Below are 18,435 nucleotides of genomic sequence, written 5' to 3'. Positions count from 1 at the left end.
AGGCCACACCAGATGCCCGTGCTGGCTACGAGCAGGCAGCTGAAAATCCAATTGCCGTGCCCTGTGTGGTGGCGGCTATCTTCGGGCCATGAAAACCCTACTCGCGGCGCTGTTGCTGGTTGGCGGGCTGGCGCAGCTTGCTCCGGCCGCTGCCCAGACCAGGCCACGCTCAGCTAAGCGACCCGCCGCTGCCAAAGCACCCGAAAAAGTGTATTCGGCCGACGAGGTTACGCCCTGCTCCTTCGACGTGCTCACCGCCACCGAGCTCATCCAGAGCCGAGCCGTGTACCCCGCCGATTTCCTCAAAACGGACCCGCACGGCGAAGTGCACGTCGAATTTGTGGTTGATGCCAGTGGCAAGGCCCGCGAGGCGGGCGTGCGCCAGCAGCTCGGCTACGCCCCCGCCCCGGCCGCCGCTACGGCAGCTGTGCTGGCGGCCATTCAAGGCCTCCCACGCTTGCAGCCGGCCCTGCGCGAAGGCAAGCCGGTGGCAGTGCGTATGGGCCTCACCATTCGCTACCCCAACCCGCCCCCGTCCAAGATGTACACCGCCGGCCTCGGCCGCGTGTACGCCTACGCCGAGCAAATGCCTCAACTCCTGACCGGCGGCGGCGGCACGGCCATTGTCATGGCCATTCAGCAGCACCTAGAATACCCGGCGGCGGCGCGGGCGGCCGGCATAGCAGGCCGGGTATACGTGCGGTTTGTGGTAGGCGCCGATGGCAAGGTGCGCGATGCCCAGGTGATGCAAGGCATCGGCCACGGCTGCGACGAAGCAGCCCTGGCGGCCGTGCGGCAGCTTCCTGAGTTCCGTCCCGGCCGGCAGAACGGCTGTCCGGTGGCCGTGGCCTACACCGCGCCGCTGGTGTTTGGGATGTAATTGGCCAAACGCACTTTTTAAAATGAGATACGGCTTGCTTTCCTTGGCTTTGCTCTTTGTCAAACCAGGCACGGCCAGGGCGCAGTTTGTGAATGGAGTTTATAAAACGAGGCATCACGTAGCTTTCGAAGGCGAGATATTCCGTTTCACCGGCAATCAGTTCGTGTACTTGTGGTGGACCGATGTCGGCAGCTTAAGCGGCCGAGGCACTTACCAACTGGTGGCCGATACGTTGAGGCTATATTTTAAAACACCGGCCCCGCCGCGCTACGGGATGCTGATTGACAGCGGGAAAATATACCGGTATCGAATTGCTAAAATCCGGAAAAACAGCTTTTCACTGCAAAGCCTGCAGCCTTACTCGCTTCATTACTGGAGAAAATACCACCAGCAAAAAGATAAAACCCGGCTTGAGGTAGAGAAGTAGGTACGCACTTATTGATGTCATCCGGCCTGGCACTGTCTATATACCCGCAGAGGCACTGAGGGATTGCTCATCACGCCATTTGAAGGCAATCAAGAACGGCTATACCGTCGCGCAACCACGCGTGAGTTGAAAAAGGAGCCTTGGTAAGCCACATATACAGCCTCTACAGCCGCGAATCCAGCACTAGCTCGCGCACCATTACGTTGCCCAGCTGCCAGGCTTCGGCCCACTCCTTCTCGGGGCTTTCGAAGGTGAGCAGGTAGAGCGTATCGGTCCTGGCATTGGCCAGCGCCAGTTGATAAACAATGCGGGGTTCGGCGTCGGGCGTGGTTTCGCGGTAGCGCACGGCCCACTTATGCCACGGGCCGACTACCGCGGCTGTATCGGCTAGCCGCTGCCGGCCCGGGCCGAAACCGGTGCGCAACATCAGCAATTCGGCGTATTCGGGGGCGGCGTGCCGGGTGTGCGCCCGGGCCTTGCGCACTACTTGCAGCGACAGGCCCGTGGCAAACTCGCCGCTTTCGCCCACGGGCTCCAGGGTGAGGTAATAAGTGGGAGCAGCTTTGGTGCCTTCGGCCCGGTAGTGCCAGCCGGCAGGCAGCAGCACGGCGGCTTTGGCCTCGGGCAGTGGCTGCCAGGCAAAACCTGCCACTGGGGTACCAAGCCGAACATCGTAGCGCTGAGCGGCAGCGGGCAGGGCCAATAAAAACAGGAAGAGCGTGCGCAGTATCATTCGACAAGGATAAGCAGCCTACCGGGATTGCTGCAGCTAGCTGTTGGCCAAACTGTTGTAGAGGACTAATCACCGGCTGCGCTCAGTTCAAATAAAACAACCAGCTCGAAAACAACCTTCCCGGCCGATTCCGCTTTTCACTCAATCAATTCCCACCACTATTTTAGCTGTCTTCGGGGCCACCATAGCGGGACAACCGTTTTTCAACCTCGTTTACTTTTCCTGTATGAGTCTTACCGTTACTGCAATTCTGGAGCGCAGCAACGTTACCATTTCCGGAGCCAGCGGCCCGGGCACACCCGCCATGGTTTTCCTACACGGCCTGGGAGCGGACCAGGCTAGCTGGCGCCTGCTGGTGCCGCACTTCGAGCCCGACTACCAGTTAGTACAGCTCGATTTGGTGGGAGCCGGCGGCTCGCAGCTGAGCGAGTACAGCCGCGAGCGCCACGGCGAGCTAACCGGCCACGCCGACGACCTGCTCGACGTGCTGCGTACCCTGGCCCTTTACGATGTGGTATTTGTGGGCCACTCGGTGGGCGCCATGATTGGCGTGATTGCCGCCGTGCGCGAACCCCAGCGCTTCAAAAAAATGGTACTGATTTCGCCCTCCCCTCGTTTCATCAACGAGCAAGGCTACGCCGGCGGCTTCGAGCAGAAGGACATTAACGAGCTGCTGGCAGCTATGGAGGCCGACTACCACGGCTGGGCGCAGGGCATTTCGCCGGTGATGATGGGCGCCGACGAGTCGCCCGAGCTGGTGATGGAGCTCACCAATAGCTTCGTGCGCACCAATCCCGAAATCGCCCGGCACTTCGCGCGCGTTACGTTCCTCTCCGATACCCGCGCCGAGTTGGCCTTCCTCACCACGCCCACACTGGTGGTGCAGTCGTCGCACGACGTGATTGCCCCGCTGGCGGTGGGCCACTACATCAACGAGCAGCTGGCTGATAGCCGCATCACAGTAATCCAAACCGGTGGGCACTGCCCTCACCTCAGTGCTCCGCAACAAACCCTGGCCGTCATCGATGGCTTCCTGAAGCAGGATTTGCTGCCGGGCTAAGCGCAGTCTGTCCTTCCGGCGAAGGAGCAAGCAGGACAATCAGGCCAAGTTCCATTCTCCAATTCCTCTGGGCTGGCTCTTACTCTGTGCCCCGTTTTTCGGTCACCCGTTTCCTGCGGGCCTGGCCGGAGAGCGGGGCGCAGCTGCGTTTGGGCCACTGCAGTAGTCGGGCTTTGGAAGAGTTTTTGATTCTCAGATTGGCATGGCTAACTTATGAAATCCAGTGTGCAATTGATGCGTTGCCTTATTGACACTATTAGTTATCAAACAGCGCGTTAGCAATCTAATTCAAGAGCTAAAATGTAGTAGATGTATTTCCCAATCGGGGAATAATTTGCCACTTCCAGACACTGCTCAATGGGCCGGGGCAGTTGCTGGCGCGGCCGACCCCTTCTTTCTCCTTCTATCCGCTACTTCAAATGGGCAACGCGCCATCTTCTTCTGTTCTATCGCGCAGCCACGTGCACATATCAGGCCGGGGCCGGCAGGCCCTGGTGCTGCTCCATGGCTTGGGTTGCAACCAAACCATCTGGCAACCGCTACTGCCCGCATTCGAAGCCCATTACCGCGTGGTGCGTCTCGACCTAGTGGGCACCGGCGGCTCGCAATTGGGCGAGTACAGCCGCGAGCGCCACGGCAGCCTCGCTGGCCACGCCGACGACCTGCTCGACGTATTGCGCGTGCTCGACCTCACCGGCGTGGTGTTCGTGGGGCATTCCATTGGGGCGATGATTGGCGTGTTGGCTGCCGTGCGCGAGCCCGCCCGGTTTGCCAACCTGGTGCTTTTGGCCCCGTCGCCCCGCTTCCTGAACGGACGCGACTACGCCGGTGGGTTCGAGACCGCCGACGTCGAAGAGCTACTTGTCAGTCTCGAGAACAAATAGGACGAATGGGCGCAGGCATTTGCCCCGGTGGCAGTGGGCGACGCGGGCCGGCCCGACCTGATTATGGCCCTATCAAGCAGCTTTGCCAGCACCAATCCCGGGGTGCTGCGCCATCTGGCCCGGGTAGCTTTCTTCAACGACAGCCGCATGGCGCTGCCCCTGCTAAGCACGCCTGTCCTCATTGTGCAGCCGGCCCGCGATGTGATGGTGCCGCTGGGCGTGGGCTACTACCTGAACGAGCAGTTTCCCCACAGCCAGCTGGTTATCATCGACACCAGCGGCCACTTCCCGCACCTTACTGCGCCCGAGGCTACGCTGGCCGCCATTGGCAAATTCCTGGGCCAGCCGCTGGCCTTGCCGGCGGGCACGGTGGTGAGCTGGGCCGTGCCCGGATGCACCTCGGTGCCAGGCAGCCGAATAGCAGTGCTTCCAAGGCCCCAGCCGCAGTTCAGAGCCGCAGGCTGAAGGCCAGGGGTTCAATCAGCCACTTTCCCACCGCGCCCCGGTACGTTATGCGCACGCCGCCTTCGAGTGGTGTGCGCAGGCGCAGCACGTTGAAGAGCGCCAGCACATCGACGCCGGCGTTGCGATAGGTGTAGCTGGTAGCCGCGCCCCGAAAACCGTTGCCGCGGGCCAGGTCGCCAAATACAGTGGCCCGCAGGCGCTGCACGTAGAGCACCCGCCCCAGCTCCCAATGCGTGAAAGCCAGCGGCAGGTTGTAGTCGAGCCCGAGCACAGCCAGTTGGTCGAAACTGGTGTAGCCCTCTCCGCGCGCAATGTTGATGGTAGGAGCAAACTGGTACTGCAACTGGTTTTGCCACTGGTAGCCGGCCCGCACCCGCACCGCGTCGTGGGCCCGCAAGCCGGGCAGAAACAGGCTCGCCTGCCCGCCCCACTGCCGCGCCTCCAGGCCACTGCCGAAGGGGGTGATACGCGAGGTACCCAGCACTGCGAAGCCAGCGCGCGGGGCCACGTCTCGGGCACTGCGTTTAAGCTGGGAAGCGTAGCTGAAAGAAGTTTGCAGCGCGTTGAGCGGCCGATTGGGCGATACTTCAGTGGCTTTGCGTACGGGCAGGTCGTAACCAAACACCTGCTCGTGTAGCAAATAGGCGCCCACGTTCAACCCTTGGAAGTATTTGGAATGGGTGAGATTGAGCGGCAGCCGCACCCCCGCTGTGAGGCGGGCATACTGCCATTGGTCGCGCAGCAGCTGGCCCTGGTAAGCCACGGCCACGTCGCGCCCCCCGTAAGTAAAATCGGCGTCGAACACCGGGTAGCGGCCCTGGTAGCTCACGGCCGCCGTACCGCTGAAGGTGCGCTCGGTGGGGTCGTAACCCAGGCCAGCAAACAGCTGCGTGGTGTTCAGCACATCCTGCGAGCGCAGGCCCACGGCCACGCCAGTACCCGTCGGGCTCTGCACCACCCCATAGCTGAACAGGTTGAAGGCATGGGCCAGCGGCACGTAGCGCCGCACCCCGTAGCGCGCCGCGGAGTCGGGCCGAGCAAGCAGGCGGGCTATTTCGCGGCCGGCGGGTTCCTGAGCGGCCAGCTTGGTGGCGTAAGGCCCGGGCGTGTCGGCAGCTGAACGGCCGTAAACGGCTTCCCACTGCGAAGGGTTCAGCGGCATTTCCATCACCCGGGCTCCGGTGGCGCGGTAGTCGTGGAACGCCAACGAGCGCCCATCGGGCGACACGGCTGCGTGGTATGCGCCAAACGGTCGGGTCGTGACCTGATATGTGCGTCCATTGGCTAGCGCAACGGCGTAAATATTGTCTACCCCCGCCTTGGAAGGATGGCTAAAGACTTCTTCTCCGCTACCGCTGGGCGGAACCTCACTTATCTGCGACGAATTGTAGAGCACGTACTCGCCCCAGGGCTGCGGGTTGGTCAAGTTCACGCTGGCCCAGGTCAGCAGGTTTTGGGTAGTACCGGCAGCCGGGTCGAGTAGCTGAATGGTTTTGCCGGCCTTGCTGAGCGCCACGGCTACCACTCGGCGGCCGTCGGGCATCCAGCGCGGTTGCTGGTAGAAGTCGTTGGCCGGGTTGGGCAGGGTTTGGATTTCGGCCCCGGTCTGTGCATCCAGAATAACCAGGGCGTGGTGGTAGCTGGCGTCGGTGCGGGCAGCCACCAGGCGACGGCCATCGGGCGAGAGCGCGGCAGCCGAGTAGCGCTTGCCCTTTCCGATGCGCGTGAGCCGACCGGTAGCCAGGTCCAGCACCTTCAGCTCGGAGGCTACCTGCTGGCCCCAGCGGGCATTTTGCTGGTATTCGGGCCACACCGCCTTGCCGCCATTCACTGAGAGCATTTCGGGGATGTTGAGCTGGCCCGGCACGAACACCGTGCGCTCGGGCCCGGCCGGACCCGAGGCGTACCGGTTCAGCAGCACAAACTGCGCGATGTGGCCGAGGCCCGTTTTCAGAGCCAGCACCGTGCCAGCGTCCACGTACTGTGGGTATTGGTATTGCGTAAAAACCTTTTCCGATTCCTGCACCGCCAGCGCGTGCGCCCGTGTATCGGGCTGCTGGGCGGCCTGCTGCGCGCGCCAGGTCGAGTCGATTTCGGCCATGGTGCGGTCGTACACCTGCTCAACGGTGAGGCCCGTGGTGCGCTTGATGGCGTTGGAAAACGAGAACGGGTAGAAGGGAAAACGGTAGTAGTGGTCGAGCACGCGGCTCCACACGTCGGGGCCGTGGTGGGTTTTCAGGTAGGACGTCATGAAGTAGCCCAGCACGTACCAGTTGGGCACATTGTCGCGCAACGAGCCATTCACGGCCTTCTGATACGAATACCGGCGGCCACTCAACAGGTTGGCCCGCATATCCACGCTGAAATACGGAATGCGCCCGCGGCCGCTGCGCGTGAGGGCCGTTTCGGTGCCCACCGCGTCGCCCTCGAAAAACCACTGCGGCACGCCCACGGCGGCTACGCCCAAGGCGCCATCGCCCAGCAGCGGGCCCAACACCCGGCCCACCCCCTGCCGGGCCTTCTCGAACTGCCCCACGTGCCGGAATTCGTGCACCACCAACCCATCGAGCCAATCCACGGTACCCAATCCCATGCCCTGCTCGGGGGTGATGAAAAACTCGGCGTGCCGGGGCAGAAAGGTTACAAAGCCGTTGCTGACCGTAGTCTGGCTTTGCAGCACCACCGTAATTGGCCGGGGGCGCACGCCCAGTGTGGCCACGCCCGGCCCGTGCAGCTGCTCGAGCCGCAGGGCCGTGCGCTGCGCTGCCGAATCGAGCGCGCCGGTGTAAAGCACCCGGAAATTGGGGGTGTGAACCTCCTGCCAGCGCAGGGCAGGCGGGTTTTGCGAAAGCACGGGCAGGCTTTGGGCGTGGGCGAAGTCCGCTGAGAGCAAGCTCAGCAGGGCCGGAAGCAAGAAACGGCGCATGAAGATGAGGGAGGCGAACTATGGAGGCTTAAAGAACGGCACTCTCCTTCTTTGCACAGCCTCCGCATGGACCAGGAAACTGGCCTGCCGAAAAAATTAATTCGTGTATAAACATTTTATGTACATACATCGATTACCTTTGCACAGCACTTCACCCTCAACCAGAACCCAAAGCCATGTCTGATACCATCACCGCCACCAAGTGGGTACTCGACCCCACGCACTCCGAAGTTCAATTCAAAATCAAGCACCTGGTTATTTCCACCGTTACGGGCGCGTTCAACACCTTCGCCGGCACGTTGCAATCGGCCACCGACGACAACTATGACAATGCCAAAGTGGAGTTCACCCTTGATGTGGACAGCATCAACACTAACCAGGAGCAGCGCGATGCGCACCTGCGCGGCGAGGAGTTCTTCGATGCAGCCAAGTACCCGCACATCAAGTTCGAGTCGACTTCGTTTGTGAAAACGGGCGGCAACGAGTACAAAGTGACTGGCCATCTCACGGTGAAGGACATAACCAAGCCCGTAACCCTGGAGGCCGAATACGGCGGCTCGGCCGTCGATTTCTACGGCAACCACAAGGCCGGTTTCGAAGTAACCGGCAAAATCAACCGCAAGGAATTCGGCCTCACCTGGGGTGCCGTGACGGAAGCCGGCTCCATTGTGGTGGGCGACGACGTAAAGCTGAGCTTCAACGTGCAGTTTGCCAAGCAGGCCTAATTCCACCGAATCAGCGAAAGAAAACGGCGGCCCCATTTAGGGCCGCCGTTTTCTTTGGTGGCCACGCAACGCGGGCAGCGGCAGGGCGGTCAGGGCAGGCAGCAGGCATTCGGGTCCTTCCTTTCCACTTTTTTTCCTTTCCGCCATGTTTCGAAAGCTCCTCTACTGCGGCTTGTTGGCAGTCATGCTCCTGCCTCTGCTCAGCTGCGAAAAATACGCCGGAGGCACCTGCTACACGGGCCAGATAGTGGCCGTTACCTGCGTAAACGGCGTGCTGATTGACGTAGACCCTCGCTTCCCGATTGGCAAGCCGACTTCGAGAAATGGGGGGAACGGCCCGGTGTTCCTGGGCAGAAACGTAATTGCCGTGAGCAACTCGCGCGACATCACCAGCAGCGTCAGTACCGCCACCGTTCCAGGCACGCTCAATAATATCATTGGCCAACGCCTGTATTTCAGTGCCGAGCCCGATTCTCTGGTGTACGGCCTGGGCTGCTACGTGGCCGATGGCGTACGGGAGCCGGTGCCCGGCATGCGGCTGAGTGATATTTCGACCACAGCCTGCGTACCAACCTGGCAATAGCTGTCGGGGTCATGCAACGCGAGGAGCTAGGTGCCGGTCAGCGCTACAGCTGGGAGTTCCAGCGCTACAATCTCCCCTCCTATGCCACGTTTTTTCTTCCTCCTGGGCCTGTCTATGCTGGCCATCGGCAGCTTATCAAGCTGCGATAAGAGCAACGACTCCGATACGGCCCCTACTCCCATCATTTGCTTTCCCGGCATACCGCCCACCACCTGCTTCTCGGGCGTGGTGCTGAGCGACCGGTGCTGGGACGGCATCCTGATTCAGGTGGATAGCCAGTTTCCCATCGGCAAATCCATCCAGCCGTACACCTCACCCGACACTCTGGGCAACACCAACGTTATTGCGGCCACGAATTTCGCCGACTTTGGCCCACTCAATAAGCGGGGCCAGCGCGTCTACTTCACCTACAACACCGACCCGAACCACGGGGCCACGCCGCGCTTCTGCACCGCCGACCAAGCCCCTTTTCCCATTCCGCACCTGGTGCTCGGCAGCGTTTCGGCCTCGCCCTGCGGCGTTCGCAACCAATAAGCGGGCGGCCTTCCGGCCAATTTTGACAACAAAAAGGCGACCTCAGAGGTCGCCTTTTTTATTATTGAAACCACGCGGCACCCTACGCCGACAGCAGTTCTTTATCGGGCACGCTCTGGTCTTTGAGGGTGGCGGTGCCCCGGTCCTTGCGCATAATGCGCGAGTAGAGGCTGATTTCCTGGTCGAAGAGAAACTTGAAGAACAGCTTGGTGTAGCTGCGGTGGGCCAGCAGCGGCTCGTAGAACTCGGGCGCGACCGTTTTGAGCTTGGGCAGGTTGTTCCACGGAATGCTGGGCATGTCGTGGTGCTCGTTGTGAAAGCCCACGTTGAGGTTGATGCCGTTGAGGCGGCCGTAGTAGGAATAGGTTTCCTGCGAGTCACTCAGGGTGAGGTAGTGCTCCTGAATCCAGCGGGCCCCGAGCGGGTGCAGGCCCACGGAAAACCAGAAGCTCAGGAACAGGTACAGCAGCGCTGTCCAGCCGAAGAAATAAACAATGGCCGCATCGAAGGCTACCTGGGCCACGATGTTAGCCGCCACGTAGCGGTCGATGGTGGCCACTTCGCGGCAGCGCGCCGTGCGAATGACCTGAAACAGCGGGAAGAAAAAGAGCCAGATGGCCTTGCCGATGCTGTAGTTGTGAATCAGCTTGGCCTCGTACCAGTCGGGTAGGTCGGCATCGAGCTCGTGCACGCCCTGGAACACGTGGTGCTTGATGTGGAAATTCTTGAAGCTGATGGCCGTGGGGAAAATCGACGGAAAGTTGGCCAGAATGCCGGTGGCCACGTTCTGCCACAGCTTGCGGAACACCAAGTTGTGGGCCGCTTCGTGAATAACCACAAACAGCGTGTGCGAGAAAAACGCCCCCACCAGGTAAGCTACCGGAATGGTCCAGTACCAAGCTTGGTTACGCAGGAAATACGCAAGGGCTACCTGCGCCACCACGCAGCCCAGGCCGATGAGAAAGGTGGCAGGGTTGCGCGTCATCAGCTGCTTCACCTCGGGGTGGGCCTTGATGATTTGGCGGGTGCGCACGCGGTGCGGCTCGGGAGCCGTGGCCACAATGAAAGCAGTAGGTGCTGAAGCCATAAGAAATGGAGCAACGGCGAAAGCCGGAGTGGCGTGCGCAGGCGTTCCTACAAAACTACGGTAAAGTGGGGTGCTAACCCGCGCAGCAAGCTAGCGAACCAGCAGGTTGCCACTGCCCACGGCAGGCTGCCCGGCCGCTGATATGCCTTCGGCGCTCAGCCGAAACTGGCCGACGGCATCGGCCGTGAAGAAAGTTACGTCGGCCTGGCCGGCGGCGTTGGTGCTCACCCGCGGGTTCCAGTAAAGCGTGCTGCGGCGAGGGTCTGGCAGGTTGCGCCGGGCAGTGGCTACGTCGTAGCGCGGCGCATAAAACTCGCGGGCGCAAGCGTAGCCCGGCACCCGCAGGGCAAGTACCCCCGGTGCCTTCTCGACGCTGGGGCTATAGTTGGGGCTGCCGCGCCGCGTGTAGACCGCAATGACGCCTGCCGACCCTCGGCTCCCAAAAATGGCTGCTTGCCCGCCCTTCAAAATCTCAATTGTTTCTACATCAGCCGCCGGAAAATAGGCCAGGGCATCGGCGGTTATGGGCACACCATCCAGCAGGTACAGTGGCTCGGAAGAGCCCGACAGCGAATTTATTCCCCGAATCTGCACGTGAATATTGGGGTCGACGCCGGTAACGGATACGCCGGGCACGCGGCCCTGTAGCATCTGCAAAGCCGTGGACGACCCATTGCGGGCCGTTGGATAATCATCCATGCGCAGCACCGTAGCCGAGCCCAGCGGGTAAATTCGGCGGGAGTCGGTGGGCACGGCCCGGCGGGCATTTACTTGCACGTTGCTCAGCATCACATTGTGCGTGGTGTCGAATTGCAGCTTGATTTCGGCGGCGTGCTGGGCTTGGCTGCGTTGCACGGCATCGGCCAGGGCAGCCGGGGTTTGCAGCGGCAGCACGGGCAGCCGGCCCGCCGGCACCGGAGGCCCGGGGTCGAGGCTCAGCAGCAGGTTGCGCTTGCCGCGGTCGGTGCGGGCCTGCAACGTGAGGCGGGTGGTGTCGTTGCACTGGTCCAGGCCGGTGAAGAGAAACCGTCCTTCGGGGTTGGTGCGCGTGCTGAGGTATATTTTTTCGGGCCGGGTTTGCAGGTACGTAACAGTGCCGCCAGCAACGGGCTTGCCGCTGGGCTGCGTCACCTGCCCCCGAATCCCGATTGCCCGCTCGACGCCGAATTCGGGCGCAGCCAATGGGCCCGCCAGCAGCTGCTTCCACACAAACCGCCGCCAGCCCTGGGTCAGCAGCAGGGCGTCGAGGTGCTGCGCAGTTTCCGGGGTAGGGTTTTGAAAATAATAGCCGGGGTTCTCGATGTAGCCGGCTAGGTCAGAGGTCAGCAGCAAATTTGCGGCAATGGTTTCAGCACTTGCATCCACGGCCCCGGCATCGGCAACGGCCAGCGAGAGGGGCATGGCCACGGGCTGGCCGGCAGCATCGGCTACGGCAACGTGCACCCGCACGGGCTGGCGCGGACCGTAACTGGCGCGGTCGGGCGTGAGCGTCACGCGCAGGTTGGGGTTCAGTGCGGCAAAGGCCAGGCGCTCGGCCAGGGGCTGGCCCTGCGCATCAACCAAGGTGAACTGCACAATACCGGCCGGAAACTGACTGGTGGGAATGCGCGTCGTGTACGTTTCGTGGCCAGCAGTTAGCTCGCCATGGGCCATATAAGCTACCTGTCCCCGCACCTGCCCCAGCAACGACACGGTGCTGCTAGAGCCACCGTGGCGCTGTATGGTTACCAGAAACGCACTGGCCAGCGTGACTACGTGCAAGGTGTAGCCCTCCTGCTGCACGGCGGGCAGGGGCACTTGTAGCGCTACGCCACCGGGCGCTACCACGGCATGGTAGCGCTGCCCGGCGACCGGCGCGAAAGAAAAAGACCCCATCCCTAAATGGCTGCTGCGAAATGTAGCCACTGGCTTATCCTGAGCATCCAGCACCTGTCCCTGAACATCGAGTCCATTCCCCGCATAGTCCGTAGCCTTAAAGGCGACCACGTTGGTGAGCCCCGCCACCAGCGAACCACCCTCGGCAAAAAACTGCACATCGGGGGCACGGGATAGCGTGGTGCTGAGCCGGCGCGCAGCGACAGCGTTGGCGCGTAGCTGTGCCGGGCTGCTATCGCCAACCAGCGAAGCGGCCGGCCATATTTGAATGCGGCGGCTAAAGAAGAATTCCGGGCCGGCGTTGCGCATCCAGCCGGTGTAGGCCCGCAGCTGGTAGGTATCGGGCGCAAGTGTATCGGGCAGCGTTATGGCCCCGTGGCTGCGGCCGCCATCGAGGCGCAGCTCGCGCCGGCTCACTACCCGGCCGTTGCCGGCCAGTAGTTCAACATGCAGTACCCGGCTGAGGGTATCGGGCCGATGGGTATCGGCGGCGACCACACTGGCGCTGAACCACATGGTTTCGCCTACGGTATAAACGGATTTATCGAGGTGCAGGTAGGCTTTCTCGGGCCGGCTGAGCCGGTAAAACCCCTGCATTTTTTGCACCAGCTGCTGCACGGCTGGGGGAGCAGGTGGATGCCACGCCAAGCCAAGCAGCACCGTGAGAGCGACAAGGCTGTTACCCAGCCGTCGGCTCGTAATCGAAAAGGAAGATGCTGGCATTGGTAGGCGACAGCAAGGGGGTAGAATCCCCTGCCTGCGCTTCCAAATATAGCTTCCCTTCGTGCGCAGCCCGAAGGCCCACACCTGTTTTCCTTATACCTGTGCCAGCCAGGCACGGGCGGTGTCTACGTCGTCGAAGGTGGCGATGACGGCATTGCCGTGCGTGAACTGCAGCGTGAGGTCGGTGGAGAGGCGGCTGTACACGTTGGGCGAGTATACCCAGGCGAAGTAGCGCAGGCCGGCTTCCATCATGGCGGGGAACCAGTCTTTGCCGGCCCACTCGGCCGCATCGCTCCACATACTGGTCACGTTGCGGTTATCGTTCAGCACCTTGTGGCAGCGCTGCTGGCCAAGCAGGCGCAACATCTCATGCCCGCCCTGCTGCACGCTGTTCAGGTCTTGGTCGCCCTGCCAGTCGGCATACAGCCACTCATGCAGGTGGTCGTAGGAAATGGCAATTTGGGGTTCGTCCAGTAAAAGTTGTATCGACATCGGGGCATCATAACAGGTCGGGCCAATACGCGAAATACGTACACGCAGCTACTTTTTTGCAGAAAATAATGCTTGATTACCTGAAAGGGGAGTTTTCACGCCATTTTCCCGGTATTAATACGTAGGCAGTCAATCGAGAAATTTCGCACTGGACCTGGCACGCCGTTGGTGTGGCTAGCCCTAACAGACCGTTAAGGCCAGATAGAGATGGGTTGCGTATATCGGGCAAATGCTGGTGTAAGGAATGGCACCACCTGCCGTCTACCGCTGCAACGCCCCCCCAGCGGGCCTCAATTCTTTGATTAAAGCCGTTTTATGAGAACCCGACTGAAGTCCCTGGCCAGCCTGAGTGTGCTGGCGCTTTTGTTTGCCTGCGGGACGCAACCCGTGGCCGAAGCCCAGAACCCATCCCGCTCCACGGCGGGCTTTGCGCCGGCCAACCTCAACGGCCTGGCGATGGCCACGTTCGCCGGCGGTTGCTTCTGGGCGCAGGAAGAAGCGTTTGAGCAGATTAAGGGCGTGAAACAGGTGGTGAGCGGCTACGCCGGTGGCACCAAGGCCAACCCCACTTACGAGGAAGTAGCGGCCCAGAACACCGGTCACACCGAAACCGTCCAGGTTTACTACGACCCCAAAGTGGTGAGCTACCAGAAGCTGGCCGACATTTTCTTCACAGCCTCGCACGACCCTACCCAGCTCAACCGCCAGGGCAACGACGTGGGCCCCGAGTACCGCTCGGCAGCTTTCTACCGCACGCCGGAGGAACAGAAAATCCTGGAAAGCACCATTGCCCGCGTCAACGCCTCGAAGGAGTACAGTGGTAAAATCGTGACCCAGGTGCTGCCCATGCAGAAATTCTGGGCCGCCGAGGGCTACCACCAGGGCTACTACCGCCTGCACCCCGAAAACCCCTACATCACCAACGTATCGGCCCGCAAAGTCGAGCACGTGCAGCGCGTATTCGCCAAAGACCTGAAGAACCCGCTGTAACCGCGGCAAACGGCTCGTTCGCCGGCACCTGCGCAGTCCCGGCCGATTTTCGGCCGGGACTGTTTGCGTTGGACCTGTTTCGGGCGGCCGGGCTTCTATCTTTGAAGACCCAAGCGGCCCGCGCCCTATTTACCCTTGCCTCGCGGGCTGGCCTTTCCACCGCGTATGCCTGCTCTTTTTGCTCCCGACCTAGACTTTCAGCTGCTGTTCGGCGCCTTGCCTACGCCGCATGTGGTGCTGGGCCCCACGGGCACCGTGCTAGGGCTGAACGCAGCGGCTTGTACTTTGTTGGGCAACGATGCGCGACCTGAAACGATAACGAACCAGCCCCTGCGCGCCCTGCACGCAGCCTTAACGGCTGCCGGCCACGTGCTGGCCCCGGCCGAAAGCTGGACGACGGCCCTGTACGCGGCACAGTCGGGCAGCGCGCAGGTACTGGGCCCCACGTGGCAGTCGCAAGCCGCCACCCAACCCGCTCCGCGCTATTGGGAAGCCACCCTTCAGCCCGTGGCGGCGGGCGGCATGGGCACGGCGGGGGCCATTCGCTACCATTTGTTGCGGCTGGCCGATGTGAGTGCCAGCGTGAACACGGCGGCTCCCAGCGCCGAGCGGTTGCAACAGATTCTGACCGATGCCCCGGTCATTATTGCCACCACCGAAGGCCCCGACCACCGTTTCGCCTTCACCAACCTTGCCCACGACGCCCTGACCCAAAACCGGGCCCAGCTTGGAGTGCCCGTGCTCGAGTGCTTTCCGGAGCTGCTCGACCAGAGCACCATTGCGCTGCTCGACCACGTGTACCGCACCGGCCTTACCGTAAAGGACCAGGCCGCGGCGCTACACTTGCGCAACCAGGCCACCGGCCAGCTGCGCACCTACTACCTCGACTTCTCTTACCAAGCCTTGCGCGATGCCACCGGCGTGGTGACGGGCGTGATGAGTTTTGCCACCGACGTGACGCCCCAGGTGCAGGCCCGCCAGCAGTCCGAAGCCCTGAACGTGCGCGCCAGCGTGGCCGACCTGCGCCTGCGCCGCCAGGCCGAGGTACTGCCTTTCATCACCTTTGTGACGGATGCCCTGGGCCGCACCACCTACATGAGCCCCCAGTGGTACCAGTACACGGGCCTGCCCGCCGACACGGGCTGGGCCGAGGTAGACATACAGTGGCCCCACATTCTGCACCCCGACGACCACGAACGTGCCCAGAGCGAAATTGCCGACAGCATTGAGTCGCCGCGCCTGGGGCGGGTAGAAGTACGCCTGCGGGGCGCCGACGGGCAGTACCGCTGGTTTATCACCGAGGCCGTGCCAGAGTTCGGGACCGACGGCCGGCTGCTGCGCCGCAACGGCTACATGCTCGACGTGCACGAGCTGCGCGAAACCCAGCGCCACCTCGAAGCCAAAGACCGCCTGCTGAGCCAGATACTGTCGCAGGCCCCGGCTTACATTGCGGCCTTTGAAGGCCCCGACCACCGCTATACCTTTTTCAATAGTGGCTACGCCCGCGCCACAGGCCAACGCCCCCGCCTGGGCCAGCCCCTGGCCCAGCTGCAGCCCGGTTTGGTAACTCAGGGCTACCTGGCCATCCTCGACAACGTGTACCGCACCGGCGAGTCCTTCGTTGGTCAGGAGATGCCGGCCCTGCTGAACCCCAACGACGCGCCCGGCACGGAGAAGTACTTCAACTTTTCATTCGTGCCCATGCACGACGCGGCCGGCAGCATCAGCGGCATTCTCACGTTTGCCACTGATGTGAGCGAGCGAGTGTTGGCCCGTCGGCAGGCAGTGGAGCTGTCGCTCGAGGTGAATCAGCGCGACGAGCAGCTGCGGGCCATTACGCGGGCCATGCCGGTGTTCATTGCCAACTTCGACCAAACCGGCCAGCTCACCTACCTCAACCCCTATTTTTACGAGTACACGGGGCGCGACCCCGCCGAGCCCGTGGAAAATGGCTGGGCCAGCCTGCCGGCCGAAGATCAGGCCGCCGTGCGGGCCGTAGCACAGGCGGCCATGCAGGCCGGCGAGCCCTGGGAGGTCACGTTCCGCTGCCGCCGCCACGACGGCGAAAATCGCTGGGTGCAAACCCGCGCCCAACCTTACCGGGGCCCCGATGGCCAGCTAGCCGGGTTCAGCGCAGCCACCACCGAAGTACACGAACTGCACGAGCGCACCGAGGAACTGGCCCGCAGCCGCGAGAATTTTGCGGCCCTGGCCGACAATATTTCCCAACTGGCCTGGATGGCCGAAGCCAACGGCAAAATTTTCTGGTACAACCAGCGCTGGTACGACTACACCGGCCTCACACCCGAGCAAATGCACGGCAACGGCTGGCAGCAGGTGCACGACCCAACCCTGCGCGATGCGGTGAATGCCCGCTACCTCGCCGCCCTGCGCTCCGACCAGCCTTGGGAGGACACTTTCCCGCTGCGCCGGCACGATGGCCAGTTCCGCTGGTTTCTGAGCCGGGCGCGGCCCATTCGCGATGCCAACGGCAAAGTGGTGCGCTGGTTCGGCACCAACACCGACGTAACGGCCCTGCGCCAATTGCAGCAGCAGCTGGGCGAGAGCGAAGAAGAGCAGCGCATTCAGGCCGAAAGCATTCCGCAGCAGGTGTGGACGGCCCAGCCCGATGGCACCGTGGACTACTACAACCACCGCACCGCCGCCTATCTGGGCGTAGGTATGGAGCAGAACGGCGCCGAGCACTGGCTCAGCTACGTGCACCCCGACGACCACCCCCACATGCAGGACCGTTGGCAGGCTGCTCTGAGCACGCAACGCTACTACGAGGCGGAGTTTCGCCTGCGCCGGTACGACGGCGAGTACCGCTGGTTTTTGGGCCAGGCCCAGGCCCGCCGCGACGCCAGCGGCCACTTGGTGAAGTGGTACGGCACCAACACCGACATCCACCAGCTGCGCGTGCTGCAGGAGCAGGTGCTGCACAGCCAGGCCCGCTTCAAGCAACTGCTCGAAACCCTGCCCCAGCTGGCCTGGACGGCCCGCCCCGACGGCCGCCTCAACTACTGCAACCAGCGCTGGTACGATTACACCGGCCTGCGCTTCGAGGACCTGAAAGACTGGGGCTGGGAGCAGGTGGTGCACCCCGACGACCTGCCCGAAGCCCTGCGCCACTGGCAGCAGAGCCTGGCCAGCGGCAACATGCTGGAGCGCGAAATGCGCTGGCGCCGCCACGACGGCGAGTACCGCTGGTTTCTGGTGCGGGCCGAGTCGCTGCGCGATGCCCAGGGCGACATTAGCACCTGGGTTGGGGCCAATACCGACGTGCACGATTTCCGGCAGGTGCGCCAGGAGCTGGAGGCCAACAACGCCCGCCTGCTCCGGACCAATGAGGACCTCGACAACTTCGTGTACACCGCCTCGCACGACCTTAAACAGCCCATCAACAACATGGCGGGCATTTTCGCCGAGCTCACGCGCACGGCCAAGTTCACCGACCCTGAGTCGATGAAGCTGGTTGACTACTTTGAGCGGGCCCTGGCCCGGATTTTTGGGACTATCGACGACCTGGGGGCCATTGTGCAGGTGCAGCGCCTCGAGCAGCAAGTGCCGCCCGGCCCCGTCGACCTGGCCCCGCTTGTGGAGGAAGTGCTCGATGGCCTGCACGACCAGCTGACGCAGAGCGCGGCCCTGGTCGATTGCGACTTTGCTACCTACCCCGTGGTAAATTTTGTGCGGCCCAACCTGCACAGCATTCTCCAGAACCTGCTCAGCAACTCGTTGCGCTACGCCTCGCCGGCCCGCCCGCCGCGCATTCGCCTCAGCAGCGCACCCGACCTCACCACCGGCCGCCCCATCCTCACGGTGGAGGACAACGGCCTGGGCATTGACATGGCGCGCTACGGGCCGCAGCTGTTTCAGCTGTTCCGCCGCTTCCACTCGCACGTCGATGGCACGGGCATGGGCCTGTTCCTCGTCAACCGCATTGTGCAGAACCACGGCGGTCGCATCGAGGTCAGCAGCGCCGTAGATGAGGGTACCACGTTCCGGCTTTATTTATGATTCTGAGGTGATGGGGTCGGGAAGTGATGAG

Annotated in this window: 15 protein-coding genes; 10 read left to right on the top strand and 5 right to left on the bottom strand. The window is 62.5% G+C overall.

Annotation, left to right across the window (positions count from 1 at the left end):
- The first annotated feature begins 88 nt into the window (after positions 1-88).
- Both ABD837_RS08785 and ABD837_RS08780 read left to right on the top strand, forming a co-directional pair.
- On the top strand, positions 89-880 hold the full coding sequence (locus ABD837_RS08785; RefSeq protein ID WP_345053026.1) for a TonB family protein: 792 nt from the start codon (positions 89-91) through the stop codon (positions 878-880).
- Between the two features lie 22 nt (positions 881-902).
- The gene (locus ABD837_RS08780) at positions 903-1,307 is read left to right on the top strand and encodes a hypothetical protein (RefSeq protein WP_345053024.1); all 405 of its coding nucleotides are present in this window, start codon (positions 903-905) and stop codon (positions 1,305-1,307) included.
- Positions 1,308-1,470: 163 nt separating this feature from the next.
- On the opposite strand, the gene ABD837_RS08775 is transcribed toward ABD837_RS08780, so the two are convergent.
- Positions 1,471-2,040, bottom strand: a complete 570-nt coding sequence (locus ABD837_RS08775; RefSeq protein ID WP_345053021.1) for a hypothetical protein — start codon at positions 2,038-2,040, stop codon at positions 1,471-1,473.
- Between the two features lie 226 nt (positions 2,041-2,266).
- Between ABD837_RS08775 and ABD837_RS08770 the strand changes: the two genes are divergently transcribed.
- The 3 genes from ABD837_RS08770 to ABD837_RS08760 all read left to right on the top strand — a co-directional run bounded on the left by ABD837_RS08770 (position 2,267) and on the right by ABD837_RS08760 (position 4,449).
- On the top strand, positions 2,267-3,100 hold the full coding sequence (locus ABD837_RS08770; RefSeq protein WP_345053018.1) for an alpha/beta fold hydrolase: 834 nt from the start codon (positions 2,267-2,269) through the stop codon (positions 3,098-3,100).
- Positions 3,101-3,519: 419 nt separating this feature from the next.
- Positions 3,520-3,984 (top strand): alpha/beta fold hydrolase, encoded by a 465-nt coding sequence (locus tag ABD837_RS08765; RefSeq protein WP_345053016.1) that lies wholly within the window; start codon positions 3,520-3,522, stop codon positions 3,982-3,984.
- Between the two features lie 27 nt (positions 3,985-4,011).
- Positions 4,012-4,449 carry an alpha/beta fold hydrolase gene (locus ABD837_RS08760; RefSeq protein ID WP_345053014.1) on the top strand — a complete coding sequence of 146 codons (438 nt, stop codon included), beginning with the start codon at positions 4,012-4,014 and terminating at the stop codon, positions 4,447-4,449.
- On the opposite strand, the gene ABD837_RS08755 is transcribed toward ABD837_RS08760, so the two are convergent.
- Positions 4,433-7,375 carry a hypothetical protein gene (locus tag ABD837_RS08755; RefSeq protein WP_345053012.1) on the bottom strand — a complete coding sequence of 981 codons (2,943 nt, stop codon included), beginning with the start codon at positions 7,373-7,375 and terminating at the stop codon, positions 4,433-4,435. The two genes, ABD837_RS08760 and ABD837_RS08755, sit on opposite strands and share 17 nt — an antisense overlap.
- Before the next feature lie 176 nt (positions 7,376-7,551).
- Between ABD837_RS08755 and ABD837_RS08750 the strand changes: the two genes are divergently transcribed.
- The 3 genes from ABD837_RS08750 to ABD837_RS08740 all read left to right on the top strand — a co-directional run bounded on the left by ABD837_RS08750 (position 7,552) and on the right by ABD837_RS08740 (position 9,217).
- Positions 7,552-8,100: a YceI family protein gene (locus tag ABD837_RS08750; RefSeq protein ID WP_345053010.1), complete on the top strand. Its 549-nt coding sequence runs from the start codon at positions 7,552-7,554 to the stop codon at positions 8,098-8,100.
- Positions 8,101-8,245: 145 nt separating this feature from the next.
- Positions 8,246-8,683: a hypothetical protein gene (locus tag ABD837_RS08745; RefSeq protein WP_345053008.1), complete on the top strand. Its 438-nt coding sequence runs from the start codon at positions 8,246-8,248 to the stop codon at positions 8,681-8,683.
- 81 nt (positions 8,684-8,764) lie between these two features.
- Complete coding sequence (locus tag ABD837_RS08740) at positions 8,765-9,217, top strand: hypothetical protein (RefSeq protein ID WP_345053005.1); 453 nt, start codon at positions 8,765-8,767, stop codon at positions 9,215-9,217.
- A gap of 82 nt (positions 9,218-9,299) precedes the next feature.
- On the opposite strand, the gene ABD837_RS08735 is transcribed toward ABD837_RS08740, so the two are convergent.
- The 3 genes from ABD837_RS08735 to ABD837_RS08725 all read right to left on the bottom strand — a co-directional run bounded on the left by ABD837_RS08735 (position 9,300) and on the right by ABD837_RS08725 (position 13,394).
- The gene (locus ABD837_RS08735; RefSeq protein ID WP_345053003.1) at positions 9,300-10,304 is read right to left on the bottom strand and encodes a fatty acid desaturase; all 1,005 of its coding nucleotides are present in this window, start codon (positions 10,302-10,304) and stop codon (positions 9,300-9,302) included.
- A gap of 90 nt (positions 10,305-10,394) precedes the next feature.
- A complete protein-coding gene (locus ABD837_RS08730; RefSeq protein WP_345053000.1) occupies positions 10,395-12,902 on the bottom strand; it encodes a carboxypeptidase-like regulatory domain-containing protein in 2,508 nt (835 codons plus the stop codon).
- Between the two features lie 93 nt (positions 12,903-12,995).
- Positions 12,996-13,394, bottom strand: a complete 399-nt coding sequence (locus tag ABD837_RS08725) for a hypothetical protein (protein WP_345052997.1) — start codon at positions 13,392-13,394, stop codon at positions 12,996-12,998.
- A 315-nt stretch (positions 13,395-13,709) separates the two neighbouring features.
- Here ABD837_RS08725 and msrA point away from each other — a divergent pair, with 315 nt between their 5' ends.
- Positions 13,710-14,384 carry a peptide-methionine (S)-S-oxide reductase MsrA gene (gene msrA, locus ABD837_RS08720; protein ID WP_345052995.1) on the top strand — a complete coding sequence of 225 codons (675 nt, stop codon included), beginning with the start codon at positions 13,710-13,712 and terminating at the stop codon, positions 14,382-14,384.
- A gap of 165 nt (positions 14,385-14,549) precedes the next feature.
- Positions 14,550-18,404 (top strand): PAS domain-containing sensor histidine kinase, encoded by a 3,855-nt coding sequence (locus ABD837_RS08715; RefSeq protein ID WP_345052992.1) that lies wholly within the window; start codon positions 14,550-14,552, stop codon positions 18,402-18,404.
- Positions 18,405-18,435: the final 31 nt, after the last annotated feature.

It is taken from the genome of Hymenobacter glaciei, assembly GCF_039539585.1.
In the GTDB taxonomy this organism is placed as follows: domain Bacteria; phylum Bacteroidota; class Bacteroidia; order Cytophagales; family Hymenobacteraceae; genus Hymenobacter; species Hymenobacter glaciei.
This window is presented reverse-complemented; position numbering and strand designations above follow the sequence as displayed.